A 14,761-nucleotide genomic window follows, 5' to 3' on the forward strand; every position below is an offset into this window, starting at 1 on the left:
CCCTCCCTAAAGAATTAGTTGCTGCAAGCAACTGTACCAGAAAAAGGTTGCTTAGGGAAACGAACTTCTTCTGCCGCGCCGTTAAAGCACAGCGCTCCCCCTCCTTCCGCCGGCGGCAGGAAAGAGAGGGAGCGCTTGCCACCGGGAGGCGGGTCAGGTGGCCAGGTGCGTGGGGCCAAACATCTTCAGCAGGGTCTCAACCACGACGACGTTGGGCCCGTCCGCAGCAAAACCTGCCCTGAGCGCGTCCCCCACGTCCCCGGGGGCAACCCGGGTGGCAGGCACGCCAAAAGATTCCGCGAGCCTCACGAAGTCCGGGCGGGCAAGTTCGGTGGCGGTTGCCTTGCCGAACGCGCCCACCATGTACTCGCGCAGGATGCCGTAGCCGCCGTCGTCAACGATCAACCAGGTCACGGGGACGTCGTGCTGTTTGGCGGTGGCAAGCTCGGCAATGGAGTACATGGACGAGCCGTCGCCGGAGACTGCAAGCACCCGGGCAGGTTTGCCCAGCGTTTCCAGGCCGACGGCCGCGCCAATGGCTCCGGGAAAGGCATAGCCCAGGCCGCCCGCGCCCTGGGCCGAATGGAACTGTCCCTGCCGCGCGTCCCAGCAGGACCAGCCCCAGTACGCTGCGATGGTCATGTCCCAGAACGTCTGCATGTCCGCCGGCACTGCCTCGCGGATGTCCGCCATGAACTTCAGTTCCTTGGCCAGGTCCTGCGATTCCAGCCTTGCCCGGACCTTGGCAAGGGACTCCCTGACCAGGTCTTCCGGGGTGCTCCCATGCCAGTCCGGCGTCGTTGTCCTGCCCTGCTCGAGTGCCTCATCCAGGGCGGCCAGCGCCTGGCCCGCATCGGCCCGGATGCCCAGACCCGGCCGGTTGGACTCCAAAACCCGCGGTTCGGCGTCGATCTGGATGATCCGGCCGCGCGGCTCGAAGGTGAAGTAGTTGGAGGTGACCTCACCCAGGGACGAGCCGATGACCACCAGGACGTCCGCGTCCTCCAGGACGTCGGTCATGTACCGGTCCTCGATCCAGGACTGCAGCGACAGCCCGTGGTTCCAGGGGAAGGCGCCGTTGCCGCCGGGGGTGCAGATTACGGGCGCGCGCAGTTTTTCGGCAATCGAGAGCAGCGACTTCTCCGCCTTCCCACGCCGGGTACCGCCACCGGCGATGATGGCTGGGCGTTTGGCCGCTTCCAACCACTTCACGGCCTCGCGCACCAGCTCAATGCGCGGCGGGTTGTCCGCCGCCTCGGCCAGGGCGTCCTCCACGGGTGGCACCATGATCGGATCCAGCAGGACGTTTTGCGGGATCTCCAGCCATACCGGGCCCTGCGGGGACGAGATGGCTTCGGTCCAGGCGTCCTGGATGGCAGAGGGGATGCCGGACGCGTGCTGGATCAGGCGCTGGCTTTTGGTGACGTTGGCCGCAGACGCCTTCTGGTCGTCGAGTTGGTGCAGCATGCCCTTGCGCCGGGCGCCCAGGCCCTCCAGCGGAATCTGGCTTGCCACCACCACCATGGGCACCCCCGTGGCGTACGCTTCCTGGAGGCCGGCCAACGATGTCAGCGCACCGGGGCCGGTGGACAGGAAGAGCACGCCCACTTCGCCGGTGGCGCGGGAGTAGCCGTCCGCGGCGAACGCGCTGTTGTTCTCCACCCGGGAGGACACGAACTGGAGGTTGCCGCGGCCCATGGCGTCAAAGAGTCCCAGGGCGTGCTGCCCCGGTATGCCGAAGACGGTCTTCGCCCCTAGCGCCTCGAGGGTCTCAACGACAAGGTCGCCGCCGTTCCGCACACCGCTCGCCTGCGTCGGGACGGGTGCCCCCAGCTCCGTCACGGCCCTACTCCTTGACGGCTGCGGCGAAACCGGCGGGGCGGCGGGCTTCCCGGCCCAACGCTTGGGCCTGGTAGCCGGTGTCGGCTCCGAAGCGGTCGCCGGGCGTGGCATTGTCGGCCATGAGGGTCACCAGTTCGTAGGCGACGTGGCTGGCGGCGACGCCGGTGATCTCAGCGTGGTCGTAGGCAGGTGAGACCTCCACGACGTCGGCGCCCACGAGGTTCATGCCGCGGAACCCGCGGATGATTTCGAGGAGTTCGCGGCTGGTGATGCCGCCGGCTTCAGGGGTGCCGGTGCCGGGGGCGTGGGCGGGGTCCAGGACATCGATGTCCACGGAGATGTACAGCGGGCGGTTGCCGATCCGGTCCCGGACCTTGGCGACGGTCTCCAGGACACCCTGGTAGTAGACGTCTGCGGAGGTGACGATGCCGAACCCAAAGCGGTGGTCGTCGTCGAGGTCCTTCTTGCCGTAGAGCGGGCCCCGGGTTCCGATGTGGCTGATGGCCTCGGTGTCCAGGATGCCCTCCTCCACCGCCCGGCGGAAGGGCGTGCCGTGGGTGTATTCGGCGCCGAAATAGGTATCCCACGTGTCCAGGTGGGCGTCGAAGTGGAGCATGGCGATGGGTCCGCCGGCACGCTCGGCGGCGGCGCGCAGCAACGGCAGGGCGATGGTGTGGTCCCCACCCAGGGTCAGCAGCTTGCTCCCGGCGGCCGTGAGGTCCAGGGCGTTCTGCTGGATGGTCTCGATGGCTTCGTTAATGTTGAACGGGTTGACCGCCATGTCCCCGGCGTCGGCCACCTGGATGTTCTCGAACGGGCTGACGTCCCAGGCGGGGTTGTAGGGACGCAGCAGGCGGCTGGCCTCCCGGACGTGGTTGGCGCCGAAGCGGGCACCGGGGCGGTAGGACACCCCCGAGTCGAAGGGAACGCCCACTACGGTGACGTCGGCCTTGTCCACCTGGTCCAGGCGCGGAAGGCGGGCATAGGTGGCAGCTCCGGCGTAGCGGGGAATCCGGGATGAATCGATGGGGCCAAGGTTGCCGTTGGCTTCAATGCGCAGCTCTTCCATTGGAGGCCTCTCCTTCGAGGAGTTGAGGGGACGTCTGTGACTGCCATCATACACGGCGGTTTTCTAATGAGCATCAAGTGTTTACCGCGCAACCTTCCAGTGGGCATGCCACCGTCACGCAGAGCACGCTTTGGGCAGGCGGGAGCGGCAGAATGCCCGCGTTTGCAGGAGGGCGCGGGCGTGAAGCCGGCGAAAGGCCGCCCTGCGTGACGCCGGGCCGGAGCAAAACAGGGTGGGGGCCGCGTGGTTAGCGGCTGGCGGCGGGCACCAGGACCCAGAGCACCTCGACCGGCTTGTCCGTCAGGTTGACCCAGGTGTGGGGTTCACGGCCCGGAAAGGTCACCGTATCCCCCGTATCGAGGTCGTACTCCTCGTTGGTGAGGATCAGCTTGATGGACCCTTTGATAACGTGCAGCACATCCACGTCGCAGTCCACGGCATACAGTTCGGACTCCCCGCGGCCATGCGGCTCGATGACCGCCTGGATGATCTGGACGCGGCGTTCGGACCGGGCGGTCAGCAGGCGCTCCACGATGCCCTGGCCGCCCAGTGAAATGCGGGGGCCGTCGTTGCGTTTTGTCAGGTGGGTTTCCGGGGCCGCGAAAAGGTCGCCGATGGAGATGGACAGCACCTGGCAGAGCGTCACCAGGGAAGCCACGGAGGGAGAGGTTAGGTCCCGCTCCACGCGGCTGAGGAAGCCCTTGGTGAGTCCGGTAGCCTCGGCAACCTGCTCGATGGTGAGCCGCTGGGACTGCCGGGCGGCCCGGATCCTGGAGCCAATGGCTACGGGAACATTGCTCGGCTCAACTGGCAGTGCCTTCATCTACGAACCTTTCACGGCCGGCAATCCGGCTCCACTCTGGAGCCATACTAATGGGCGCCGCTTTTGTGACGCGCCCATGCCACACGGGTGGAAGCGGGCCGTTTCCACCCTTCACCCTCACGGGCGTCACACCCTAGTCTCTGGAAACTGGTGTTGCCTATAGGGCAATAAAGCATCACGCCCCGTCTTACCGCGGCGTGGACGGCATTACGCCAACGAGCCCATTACGACGGCCTGAAGCAACAGCAAAGACGTAAGGCACGACGGCGGCGCCTCCTTTCGCATTCCGGCGAAAGGAGGCGCCGCCGTCGTAAGTCCTGCTTTCCTTGCCCCTAGCCCTCGGTGTCCCGCGGCTCGTCGTCATCGAGGGGGACCTCACGGTCCTCGGCATCGATGACCACCGGCGGCGATTGGACCACCGGCTCTTCCTCGTCGATCAGCGCGTCCTCCGCGTCCCAGTCCGCGTCGTCTACCGGTGCATCCTCGGCATAGTCGTAGGCGGGGTCCGCTTCTACGGCGTCCAGGTGCGGCATGTCCGGGTGCTGTCCGGTGGTGCTCATGATTCAACCTCCGTTTGTTCGCCTGACGTGCTCTTTCAGGTAGGGCGCGAGGTGCGCCACACCTTCATCACAGCACCGGCCGGGCGAAAGGGTCAATAGCCGCCACAGCCGTGAGGGGGCGTCCAAAATCAGGACAGTGAAAGCATTCGGTTTTGAGGCAGACCGAAACTTCGCAGCGAGGTTTGCCAGCCAAAAAACGCCGGAAAATCGCAGTAGGCTGGCAGGGCAAAGGCGCGAGTACATGCCCTTTAAAGCCCAGGAGTTACAGTGTCGCAGCACGCCCGGCCCGAATCCCACGCCACGCCCCCGGAGGTCCCTACGGACCCGGGCCAGCCCTCGCCGTCGAACATCAAACGGTGGCGGCAGTACCTGGCCGACGAGCGCGCCGAAGCCGCCGTCTACCGGGACCTCGCCCAGAACCGTGAAGGCGAGGAACGGGACATCCTCCTGGCCCTGGCAGAGGCGGAGGGGCGGCACGAAGCCCACTGGCTGGCCATGCTGGGGGAACACGCGGGCAAACCAAAGCGGGCGTCCGCGCGCAGCCGTTTCCTCGGATTCCTGGCCCGGCACCTCGGCTCCGTGTTCGTGCTGGCCCTTGCCCAGCGCGCCGAAGGCCGCTCCCCCTATGCCAAGGACCCCAACGCGACCGACGCCATGGCCGCCGATGAACAGATCCACGAGGAAGTGGTGCGGGGCCTGGCAACCCGCGGCCGCAACCGGCTGGCCGGCACGTTCCGGGCAGCTGTCTTCGGCGCCAATGACGGCCTGGTCAGCAACCTTTCCCTGGTCATGGGCATGGCCGCGTCCGGAGTGGCCAGCAGCGTGGTTCTGCTCAGCGGCATCGCCGGACTCCTGGCAGGTGCCATGTCCATGGGCGCCGGAGAGTTCATCTCCGTCCGCTCGCAGCGCGAACTGCTCGCCGCCACCCGGCCCACGCAGGTCACGCTGGCGGCCGCGCCCAAGCTGGACCTGGAACACAACGAACTCCTCCTGGTCTACCGTGCCCGCGGGATGTCCCTGGAGGCGGCCGAACACCGCGTCGCCGAGCGTATGGGACTGCTGTCCTGCGACTGCGATCCCAGCCTTTCCCTGCAGCCGGACCTGCCGGAGGAAGTGGACCAGCACGAGGCTGTTGGTACTGCGTGGGGAGCGGCCCTGTCCAGCTTCTGCTTCTTTGCCTCCGGCGCCATCGTTCCCATCCTGCCGTTCCTGTTCGGCCTGACGGGAGTCACCGCCCTCGTGGTGGCAGGTGCCCTGGTGGGGATCTCCCTCATGACCACCGGCGCCGCTGTTGGCCTGCTGTCCGGCACGTCCCCGCTGACCCGCGGCCTGCGCCAACTCGCTATCGGCCTGGGCGCGGCTGCCATCACCTACCTGCTGGGCCTGTTGTTTGGGACGGCGGTCGGCTAACAGCGTCCCGAAAATATCGTGGAGGTTCTCCGGCGGCACTCAGCGCCGCTGGAGGACCTCCACTGCTTCATCCACGGTGTCCACCAGGAAGATGGAGTCCGCCATGGCACGCCCCGCCGCGAGGCTCTGCAGCATGGGCCATGCCGGATACTCCTGCTCCCAGTGGCTCCGCCCCACCAGGACCATGGGCGCCACCTTTTCCCGCGCCCCGTAGTAGTTTTCGCACGCGTCCTGGAAAATCTCCTGGACCGTGCCTGCGGCCCCGGGCAGGAAGACGATCCCGCCGTGGCACAGTTCCAGCAGGATGGCCTCCCGGATGGCGTTGGCGAAGTATTTGGCAATGTGCGTGGCGAAGTAGTTGGGCGGCTCGTGCCCGTAAAACCAGGTGGGAATGCCCAGCGACGGCGTCCCGTCCGGGTGGCGTTCGACGACGGCGGCGGCCACGCGTGCCCATGCCGACACCGAGGGACGGAACCCGGGAACAGCGGCGAGCGCTGAGAGCGCGGCCTGTACGTCGCCGTCGGAGGCCTGGCTCAGGTATGCACCCAGGTTCGCCGCCTCCATGGCCCCCGGGCCGCCCCCGGTGGCCACGGTATAACCGGCGATGGCAAGTTTCCTTCCCAGCTGGGCGGCCTGGGCAAAGCCCGCGCTCCCCCGCGGCGCCGCATGGCCGCCCATCACACCGACGATCGACCGGCGGGTCCACGCCCCGGACCGGGTCAGCTCATCCAGGGCGTCTCCGATGGCATGGTCGTGCAGTGCGGAGGCAAGGGTTGAGTCCACGCGGTGGCGCTGGCCAGGCTGGATGCTCCAGTGGTAGATGCGGGCGTCCGGCAACGCCTCGTAGGGGGACGTTGCCAGCCCGGCGTAGAGCTCGGCCGGTGAATACAGTGCGGCCCGGTAGGGATCGAAGGGGACGCCCTCGAGCCGCGGAAAGATCAGGGCACCGCGGCTGCGGAGGTTTGCCTCCATGCCCTCGTCAAAGGTGCAGCCCAGGAACAGCGCGCCCTCGACACTGACGTTCTTCAGTGCAGCGGAGCGGCCCCGCAGGTCCAGGGACTGGGCATGCCAGCCATGCAGGTTGACCGCTCCCCCGGCCACCAGCCGGTCAAAACTGGCCAGGTCCTGGACCTCAAGGTTGCGGGGCCGGGGACCAAGGCTGCCCGCGAAATTCATGGCCGCCGCCCCGAACTCCTCATCATGGAGCCAGCCTAGGCCACGCAATGCACATGCGGGGCCGGACCAGCCCGTCCGGTTGATGCCGGAAGAGCGGGTCCAGCCCCCGCGACGCGTGGTGGCCTGATATTGCTAGGCGCCGACCTTTGCCGGCACTTCACCGTCGCGGAAGTGCGCTTCGAGGTCCTCAAGCGAGTGGCCCTTGGTCTCCGGCACGAATTTGGCCACGAAGGCCAGGGATGCAAGGTTGACCAGGACGAACAGGCCGAAGGTGCCCGTGGAGCCGAGCGCGTTGACAACGATGGGGAACAGGAAAGAGATGGCGGCGTTGACGGTCCAGAGGGCGAAGACCGCGATGCCCATTGCAAAGCCGCGGATGGCCAGCGGGAACATCTCGGAAAGCAGGAGCCAGACGCAGGTGCCGATGAAGCACTGGACGAAGGCCACGAAAAGCATCATGGCCGCCAGGATGGTGTAGCTCGCCAGATCGGACTGCGGCAGGAGGAAGACGATGGCCAGCAGCGCCTGCGAGCCCACCACGCCGGAGAAGCCGATGATCAACATCTTGCGGCGTCCCACGAAGCCAAGCAGCCAGATGCCCAGGATGGTCATCAGGACCGAAGTGACGCCGACGCCAATGGTTGCCACGAGCGAGGCGCTGACACCGAGGCCGCTCTTTTCCAGGATGGTGGGTGCGTAGTAGTTCACGGTATTGATGCCAGTGGCCTGCTGTACGGCGGCCAGGCCGATGCCGATCCAGAGCAGCCGGCGCATCCAGGGGTTGTTCTTGAGGTCGCGCAGGGCGTGCCCGCGTTCTTCCTTGGCGGTGCTGGCGGCGGCGGCGATTTCCTCGAATTCCGCAGCTGCTTCCTGGGGGCTGCGGCTCAGGTTCAGGACGCGGCGGCTTTCCTCGAGGCGCCCGCGGATGGCGTACCAGCGGGGGGACTCGGGCAGCATCAGCATGCCGGCAAGCAATGCAAGGGCCGGGATGGAGGCGATGCCCAGCATGGTGCGCCATACCTCATTGTCGTGGATCAGGGCGTCCAGGAGGGCGTTGATGGCGAACGCGAGCATCTGCCCGGTCACGATCATGAGCTCGTTGATGGTCACCATACGGCCCCGGAGGTGGGCCGGCGCCATTTCCGCCAGGTACAACGGGCAGGTCACGGCGGCCGCGCCGACGCCCAGGCCCAGGACGATGCGGGCAGCGATCATGAAGGTCACGGTCGGCGCCAGTGCGCAGCCCATGGCCCCGAGCAGGAACAGCAGCGCGCAGACCAGCAGGGAGCCGCGGCGGCCCAGCTTGTCCGCCATGCGGCCGCCGGTGAGGGCGCCGACGGCGGCACCGGGGAACAGCAGGGCGCTCACCACGGTTGCTTCCTCGACGGCGGTCATGTTCAGGGAGTCGTTCATGTACAGCAGGGCGCCGGAGATCACGCCGGTGTCATACCCGAAGAGCAGGCCGCCCAGGGTGGAGATGACGGTGAGCCTGGCGAGGTAGCCGCGCCGCTGGCTGCCGGACGGGCTCTGGGTTTGTTTCTGCAACAGCATTGTTGCCTCTCAGATTCTCTCGGGGACCGGAGGAATGGTCCGGGAATGTGATGCGTGCCACTGACTTTAGAGCGCTCTAATACTGCTCGTCAATAGAAAGTCTTAATGACAGAACAATTTAATTTCCGCACAGCGTCCCGGCCATGCGCCAGGGCCACCCTTGACCGGTCCCGCGCGCCTGCTACGATCAGGAAAGGAACTATGTCCTATCAAGAGAACATATAGTGGCAAAATGCCGCCAAGCCGCAGTCCTGCCGGGGACGTGGACGCAACATACCGAAGACAAGGGAACGCATCGTGGCGAACAACCTGGGACTTAGCATCGACCGCTCCTCGCCCGTGCCCTTGTACCACCAGGTGGTCCAGGGCATCGAAGCGGCGATCTACAGCGGGGCGTTGGAGCCCGGAAGCCGGCTGGACAACGAGATCGACCTCGCAGCCCAGCTCAACCTGTCCCGGCCCACCATGCGCAAGGCCATGGACGAACTGGTCCGCTCCGGCCTGCTGGTGCGCAAGCGAGGGGTAGGAACCCAGGTGGTCTCCAGCCAGGTTCGCCGCCCGCTGGAGCTGTCCAGCCTCTACGACGACCTCAGCAACAACGGCAAGAAGCCCACCACCGAGGTCCTGAGCTTCTCGCATGTGGAGGCTGATGACGCCACCCTCACCACACTGCAACTGCCTGCAGGGGCCAAGGTGTACCACTTCACCCGGCTCCGCAAGGTGGGCGGCAAGCCCCTCGCCCTCATGGAGAACTGGGTGCGCGACGACATTGCCGACATGGATGAGGCCATGCTGCAGGCAGAGGGCCTGTACTCCATCCTCCGCCGCGGAGGAGTGAACTTCCGGCTGGCTACCCAGCGCATCGGGGCCAAAACCGCCGATGAGTACCAGGCCTCCATGCTGGATGCCGCGGCCGGATCGGCCCTGGTCACCATGGAGCGCACCGCTGTGGACGATACCGGCCGCCGGGTTGAAACGGGCCACCATGTGTACCGCGCCGATTCCTACAGCTTTGAAATGACATTGGTACAGCGATAATTCAAGGAGCCAACTCCATGACCAACTGGGTCTACCCCCTGGGCACCGCCGCCGACGGCAAATGGGACATCTCGATCGGAACCTCCGATTCATCCCTCACGGTGGACGGCTGGGCCCACACCGGCCTGAAGGTGGCCAGCCTCGCCGCGGGCGCCGCCGTCGAACTTCCCGCAGCGGGCGAGGAACGCATAGTGGTTCCCCTCAACGGGTCCTTTACCGTGACCGTGGACGGCACGGATTACCCGCTTGCGGGCCGTACTTCGGTGTTCTCCGGCCCTACCGACGTGCTCTACTCGGGTGCCGGGCGTGCCGTGGGCATCAGCTCGGCCGACGGCGGACGTGTGGCCGTGACAACCGCGCCGGCCAAGGCTTCCTACCCCACGCGCCTGGTGTCAGCCGCGGAAACCCCTGTGGAACTACGAGGGGCGGGCAACTGCTCACGCCAGGTCCACAACTTCGGCACTCCGGCCGCCCTGGAAGCAGACCGGTTTATCGTCTGCGAGGTCCTCACGCCCGCCGGGAACTGGTCCTCCTACCCTCCGCACAAGCACGACGAAGAGAAAGACGGCGAGACCTCCCTCGAGGAGATCTACTACTTCGAGACCCAGGTGGCCGCGGCGTCCGGGGCGCCCGCCGACGTGGATGCCATCGGCTACCAGCGCGTCTATGCATCGGACGACCGCCCCATAGATGTCGCGGCTGAGGTGCGCACCGGAGATGTTGTCCTGGTCCCCTACGGCTGGCATGGACCGGCCATGGCGGCGCCTGGGTACGACCTCTACTACTTGAACGTGATGGCCGGTCCGGGGCCGGTGCGCGAGTGGCTGATCAGCGACGACCCGCACCACGGCTGGGTCCGGCAGACCTGGGAAAGCCAGAACATCGATCCCCGGCTGCCGTTCGGGGCCTGACACGGGCAGCCCAGGCTGGCGGGACTGGCGGCAGGGGGCTGGCATAGTGGGTTCTGTGAAACAGACCTCCCCTTCCCCACGGTCGGTGACCATGGAGGACGTGGCACGCGATGCCGGCGTGAGCCGCGCCCTGGTGTCCCTGGTGATGCGCGAGTCCCCCAACGTTTCGCCCGCCAAACGGACGGCCGTGCTGGAAAGCGCCGCTGCCCTGGGCTACTCCCCCAACAGATTGGCCAGCCGGCTGGCAAGCCACCGGACCAAAACCGTGGGCGTCCTGTTCCTCGACCTGCACAACTCCGTCTTCGCTGATATCTATGACGGCATCACCGAAGGCCTGGCGGGCAGCGGCAACCAGGTGATGGTCGCCGTCGGCTCCGCAGACCCCGGAACCGAACTGGAGGCCGTGCGCTCTTTCGTGGACCTGCGCGTCGACGGCGTGCTGTTGGCCGGGTACACCGGCACCTCGACGGAACTGGCAGGGGCACTGCGCGGGACGCCCGCCGTCGTCATCACCCGGCAGATCGAGGTCGACGGCATTGACTCCGTTTTAACCGACGACTTCCGTTCCGGGGCACTCGCCGTGGAGCACCTGTACAACCTGGGGCATCGGCGGATCGCGCATTTCGACATCTCCGACTGGCTCCCCTACGCGGACCGCCGCAACGGGTACCTGCACGCCATGCAGGAGTTCGGCCTGGAACCACAACTGGTCCACAGTGATATGACCGAACGCGGCGGCAGGGCTGTCATGGAGCAGTTTCTGGACTCGGGCGCGACGCTCCCCACGGCAGTCTTCGCGCACAACGACCTGACCGGCATCGGCATCATGGAAGCGCTGGTTTCCCGGGGGCTTTCCATCCCCGGCGACGTGGCGGTGGTGGGCTGCGACAACATTGAGGCGGGAGCCTCGCCGCTGGTTGGCCTGACGTCGATCGACCAGCACGCCGGGGAGCTGGGCCGGCTGGCGGCCCAAACCATCCTGGACCGGATTGCCGGCGCTGCAGGTCCGGCGGTCATCCGCAAGCTCGACCCGGCGTTGATGGTTCGCCGGTCCTCCAACGCGGATGCCTAGCGGCCGACCAATTCCTCCGCCGTTTCCTGCACCTGGACCTGCCCATGCCGCTCGCTCCGCTTTGCGTCTGCCGCGGCGAACGCCATGACGGCCAGGCCCGCAAGGGTGATCAGTGCGCCAGCGCAGATGGGTGATGTGTAGCCGAATCCGGCGGTGATGGTGACGCCGCCCAGCCAGGCGCCCAGGGCGTTGCCCACGTTGAAGGCGCCGATGTTGGCTCCGGATGCGAGCGTGGGAGCCCCTGAGGCGTATTTCATGACGCGCATCTGCAGGCCCGGCACAGTGGCAAAACCGAAACCTCCCATGAGCACCAAAGAGATGACCGTCAGGATGGGGTTGGCGGCCGTGAGGGCAAACGCCACCAAGACCACCGTCAGAGCGGCGAGCACCACCATGAGCGTCCGGTCCACGTTGCGGTCGGCGGCCTTACCGCCCAGCGTATTACCCACAAAGAGGCCCACACCGAAGAGAATGAGCAGCCACGGCACGGCGGAAGTGCTGTAACCGGATACTTCGGTCAGGGTGTAGGCGATGTAGGTGAACGCGCCAAACATCCCGCCGAAGCCGAGGATGGTGACGATGATGGACAGCCATACCTGCCCGGAGCGGAAGGCACGGAGTTCGGAGCGGAGGCTGCCTACCCCTTCCGTTGCACCGGCGGACTTGGGGACAAGCGCCAGGATGCCGGCGAGCGCGGCTACGCCAATCACGGTGATGGCCCAGAAGGTGGCACGCCACCCTGCGGCCTGGCCCAGCAGCGTGCCAAAAGGCACGCCCAGGACGTTGGCCGCGGTCAAGCCGGTGAACATCAGCGCGATGGCGCCGGCCTTCTTGCTGGGTGGGACCATTCCCGCCGCCACGACGGCCCCGATCCCGAAGAACGCGCCGTGTGAAAGTGCTGCGACGACCCGGCCCAGCATCATGGGCCAGTAGCCGTCTGCCGTGGCGGAGAGCAGGTTCCCGGCAGTGAACAGAACCAGCAGCGCAGCCAGGACAGGTTTGCGCTCGAAGCGCGTCACGGCGGCAGTCAGCCCCAAGGCACCCACCACCACGGATAGGGCGTAACCGGAGATGAACCAGCCCGCCGACGCTTCACTCACGCCAAAGTCGGCCGCTACCTGCGGCAGGAGGCCGGCAATGACGAATTCAGTAAGTCCTATGCCAAACCCGCCCAGGGCGAGTGCTATCAGGCCAACAGGCATGCGAATGCTCCTTTGAGCTGTCGGTGTGGTTGTTCCCTTCGATGGATCGCGCCTAAGATATTTGCAGGCGCGGTATTTATTGTTGCATATGCAAATATGCCGCGCAAGCAACTATCTATCTCAGGTTACTGACGGCTCCCATCGGAGCCATTCGGCAAGGAGCAGGCATGGGCATCAGGGACGACGCCGTCGAGGTCCGGGCGCAGGGCTGGCGCACCCTCGCGGCCCTGCACGGGCTGATCGAGAACGAACTAGAACGCTCCCTCCAGGCGGAGTCAAAGCTCTCCGTGGTGGAGTACACCGTCCTTGATGCCCTCAGCCGGCAGGACGGGTGGCACATGCGGATGCAGCAACTGGCCCGGGCCACGGCACTGAGCCCCAGCGCCACCACCCGCCTGGTGAACCGGCTGGAGGACCGCGGCCTGCTGACCAGGATCCTGTGCGACGACGACCGCCGCGGTATCTACACCGAGCTCACCCCCAGCGGAAGCAGCCTGCTGGCGGAGGCTCGGCCGGTTCACGACGCCACCTTGGAGCGCGCCCTCGAGGAGGCAACGGCCACTCCAGAGCTGGCACCACTGGTGGAGGCGCTCCCCAAGCTGCGTGCAGCATCCTGACCGGAGCCACCGGCCTCCGGGTAGTGGGCTGAACCACCGCTCCGGCCATCCTTTTACGACCATCCAAGCGCAAATGCGCAATCCTATTGACAGGACATACTTACATACCTAGTCTTTCAGTGGTTCGTATTAGAGCGCTCTAATGGACCCGGGAGTGGGGGTCCGACAAGCATTTCAAACGAGCAATCCATGGCTCAAGGCCTTGCTGTAGCCGTTGTCGGAGCAGGTGTCCGGCCTCGAAAAAGCAACTTCCCTCCCCCGCTAAGCCTCCTTTGCTGAAGGCGTGCGAAACATGGGCCTCCTCGGCGCCGTCACGGAGTCGGCGCTAAACAACGGAAGAAGGTACTGGTATGAAACTCGGCGTCTACAACGCGATCCTGCATGACCGTCCCCTACCGGAAGCCTTGAAGGTTATTGCGGATCTGGGGTTGACGGGCATCGAGATCAACACAGGAGGTTTCCTGCCCCCGGTGCACGTTCCGACGATGGAGCAGATCCTCGAAAGCGACGCAGCCCGGGACGACTTCCTTGCCATTTTTGAAGGCACCGGGGTGTCCATCGCCGGCCTGAACTGCAACGGCAACCCGCTGCACCCCAGGCCCGAGATTGGCGGCAAGCATGCCGAGGACATCCGCCGCTCCATCCGTTTGGCCCACCGCCTTGGCCAGGACCGGGTGGTCACCATGTCAGGCCTCCCCGGCGGCGAACCACGCGCAACCGTGGTGAACTGGGTGGTTAACGCCTGGAACTCAGCTGCCTTGGACGTACTGGACTACCAGTGGGAACTGGCGGCAAATTTCTGGCGGGAAACGGACCGCCTCGCGGCAGACCACGGGGTGAAAGTGGCCCTGGAACTCCATCCGCAGAATATCGTATTCAACACTGCCGATGTGCGTAAACTCATCGAACTCACCGGCGCCACCCATGTTGGGGTCGAATTGGACGCTTCGCACCTGTTCTGGCAGCAGATGGACCCGGTGGCCGTGGTACGCGAACTCGGGCCTCTTGTCTTCCAGGCCGCGGCCAAAGACGTCCGGATTAACTCCGGCAACGCGGCCCTGTACGGCGTACTGGACAACAGCTTCCGCCGCCTCTCCTCGGATGAAAACCGCACCAACCTCGGCGGAGAAGAATGGGCCAATGAATGGCCCAAGGACTCCGCATGGGACTTCGTGGCCCTGGGTCGCGGCCATGACACTGCGTACTGGACCGACTTCCTGCGCGCACTGCACGACGTGGATCCGAACATGCTGGTCAACATCGAGCACGAAGACGTCTCCCTCGGAAGGATCGAGGGGCTCAAGGTTGCTGCAAAGGTCCTGAAGGACGCTGACGCGGCCCTCTCGGCGTCCTTGGACCCTGCCTGATAACCCCGCCGCCAACAGCAGGAGGGGCTGCGCGCTTGCACCGCCCCTCCTAAGGTTCAACTGGACAAGGCCGCTACGAAACTGCCCTCGGACGCGAGCCGTGGGCCCCGGGGGGGGGGGGGA

At 66.0% G+C, this 14,761-nt stretch carries 13 protein-coding genes; 6 read left to right on the forward strand and 7 right to left on the reverse strand.

The features are described 5' to 3' along the window. Window positions 1-153: 153 nt before the first annotated feature. The 4 genes from VXJ37_RS15025 to VXJ37_RS15040 all read right to left on the reverse strand — a co-directional run bounded on the left by VXJ37_RS15025 (window position 154) and on the right by VXJ37_RS15040 (window position 4,294). Window positions 154-1,842, reverse strand: coding sequence for a thiamine pyrophosphate-binding protein (locus VXJ37_RS15025; protein ID WP_331323834.1), 1,689 nt, complete (start codon window positions 1,840-1,842; stop codon window positions 154-156). A 4-nt stretch (window positions 1,843-1,846) separates the two neighbouring features. Beyond that, window positions 1,847-2,911, reverse strand: coding sequence for an agmatinase (gene speB, locus VXJ37_RS15030; RefSeq protein ID WP_331323835.1), 1,065 nt, complete (start codon window positions 2,909-2,911; stop codon window positions 1,847-1,849). A 247-nt stretch (window positions 2,912-3,158) separates the two neighbouring features. After that, on the reverse strand, window positions 3,159-3,734 hold the full coding sequence (locus VXJ37_RS15035; protein ID WP_331323836.1) for a helix-turn-helix domain-containing protein: 576 nt from the start codon (window positions 3,732-3,734) through the stop codon (window positions 3,159-3,161). 332 nt (window positions 3,735-4,066) lie between these two features. Further along, a complete protein-coding gene (locus VXJ37_RS15040; protein WP_331323837.1) occupies window positions 4,067-4,294 on the reverse strand; it encodes a hypothetical protein in 228 nt (75 codons plus the stop codon). Between the two features lie 267 nt (window positions 4,295-4,561). Between VXJ37_RS15040 and VXJ37_RS15045 the strand changes: the two genes are divergently transcribed. Beyond that, a complete protein-coding gene (locus tag VXJ37_RS15045) occupies window positions 4,562-5,704 on the forward strand; it encodes a VIT1/CCC1 transporter family protein (protein WP_331323838.1) in 1,143 nt (380 codons plus the stop codon). A 39-nt stretch (window positions 5,705-5,743) separates the two neighbouring features. On the opposite strand, the gene VXJ37_RS15050 is transcribed toward VXJ37_RS15045, so the two are convergent. Both VXJ37_RS15050 and VXJ37_RS15055 read right to left on the reverse strand, forming a co-directional pair. Beyond that, a complete protein-coding gene (locus VXJ37_RS15050) occupies window positions 5,744-6,880 on the reverse strand; it encodes an LOG family protein (RefSeq protein WP_331323839.1) in 1,137 nt (378 codons plus the stop codon). A 132-nt stretch (window positions 6,881-7,012) separates the two neighbouring features. Further along, window positions 7,013-8,431 carry a sugar porter family MFS transporter gene (locus VXJ37_RS15055; protein WP_331323840.1) on the reverse strand — a complete coding sequence of 473 codons (1,419 nt, stop codon included), beginning with the start codon at window positions 8,429-8,431 and terminating at the stop codon, window positions 7,013-7,015. A 297-nt stretch (window positions 8,432-8,728) separates the two neighbouring features. Here VXJ37_RS15055 and VXJ37_RS15060 point away from each other — a divergent pair, with 297 nt between their 5' ends. The 3 genes from VXJ37_RS15060 to VXJ37_RS15070 are packed head-to-tail and all read left to right on the forward strand — an operon-like array spanning window position 8,729 to window position 11,452. Further along, window positions 8,729-9,469 (forward strand): GntR family transcriptional regulator, encoded by a 741-nt coding sequence (locus tag VXJ37_RS15060; RefSeq protein WP_331323841.1) that lies wholly within the window; start codon window positions 8,729-8,731, stop codon window positions 9,467-9,469. Window positions 9,470-9,486: 17 nt separating this feature from the next. Then, window positions 9,487-10,380 carry a 5-deoxy-glucuronate isomerase gene (gene iolB / locus VXJ37_RS15065; protein ID WP_331323842.1) on the forward strand — a complete coding sequence of 298 codons (894 nt, stop codon included), beginning with the start codon at window positions 9,487-9,489 and terminating at the stop codon, window positions 10,378-10,380. A 55-nt stretch (window positions 10,381-10,435) separates the two neighbouring features. Further along, the gene (locus VXJ37_RS15070; RefSeq protein ID WP_331323843.1) at window positions 10,436-11,452 is read left to right on the forward strand and encodes a LacI family DNA-binding transcriptional regulator; all 1,017 of its coding nucleotides are present in this window, start codon (window positions 10,436-10,438) and stop codon (window positions 11,450-11,452) included. Here the strand turns inward: VXJ37_RS15070 and VXJ37_RS15075 are convergent. Beyond that, a complete protein-coding gene (locus VXJ37_RS15075) occupies window positions 11,449-12,654 on the reverse strand; it encodes an MFS transporter (protein ID WP_331323844.1) in 1,206 nt (401 codons plus the stop codon). The two genes, VXJ37_RS15070 and VXJ37_RS15075, sit on opposite strands and share 4 nt — an antisense overlap. Before the next feature lie 167 nt (window positions 12,655-12,821). Between VXJ37_RS15075 and VXJ37_RS15080 the strand changes: the two genes are divergently transcribed. Next, on the forward strand, window positions 12,822-13,271 hold the full coding sequence (locus VXJ37_RS15080; RefSeq protein ID WP_331323845.1) for a MarR family winged helix-turn-helix transcriptional regulator: 450 nt from the start codon (window positions 12,822-12,824) through the stop codon (window positions 13,269-13,271). 350 nt (window positions 13,272-13,621) lie between these two features. Further along, window positions 13,622-14,638 (forward strand): sugar phosphate isomerase/epimerase family protein, encoded by a 1,017-nt coding sequence (locus VXJ37_RS15085; protein ID WP_331323846.1) that lies wholly within the window; start codon window positions 13,622-13,624, stop codon window positions 14,636-14,638. Window positions 14,639-14,761: the final 123 nt, after the last annotated feature.

This window comes from Pseudarthrobacter phenanthrenivorans, from assembly GCF_036455295.1.
Lineage (GTDB): Bacteria > Actinomycetota > Actinomycetes > Actinomycetales > Micrococcaceae > Arthrobacter > Arthrobacter phenanthrenivorans_C.

Coding starts and splice junctions, on each gene's coding strand:
- VXJ37_RS15035 (WP_331323836.1), bottom strand. CDS start 3,734: ATGAAGGCACTGCCAGTTGAGCCGAGCAATGTTCCCGTAGCCATTGGC.
- iolB (WP_331323842.1), top strand. CDS start 9,487: ATGACCAACTGGGTCTACCCCCTGGGCACCGCCGCCGACGGCAAATGG.
- VXJ37_RS15080 (WP_331323845.1), top strand. CDS start 12,822: ATGGGCATCAGGGACGACGCCGTCGAGGTCCGGGCGCAGGGCTGGCGC.
- VXJ37_RS15075 (WP_331323844.1), bottom strand. CDS start 12,654: ATGCCTGTTGGCCTGATAGCACTCGCCCTGGGCGGGTTTGGCATAGGA.
- VXJ37_RS15055 (WP_331323840.1), bottom strand. CDS start 8,431: ATGCTGTTGCAGAAACAAACCCAGAGCCCGTCCGGCAGCCAGCGGCGC.
- speB (WP_331323835.1), bottom strand. CDS start 2,911: ATGGAAGAGCTGCGCATTGAAGCCAACGGCAACCTTGGCCCCATCGAT.
- VXJ37_RS15040 (WP_331323837.1), bottom strand. CDS start 4,294: ATGAGCACCACCGGACAGCACCCGGACATGCCGCACCTGGACGCCGTA.
- VXJ37_RS15085 (WP_331323846.1), top strand. CDS start 13,622: ATGAAACTCGGCGTCTACAACGCGATCCTGCATGACCGTCCCCTACCG.
- VXJ37_RS15050 (WP_331323839.1), bottom strand. CDS start 6,880: ATGAATTTCGCGGGCAGCCTTGGTCCCCGGCCCCGCAACCTTGAGGTC.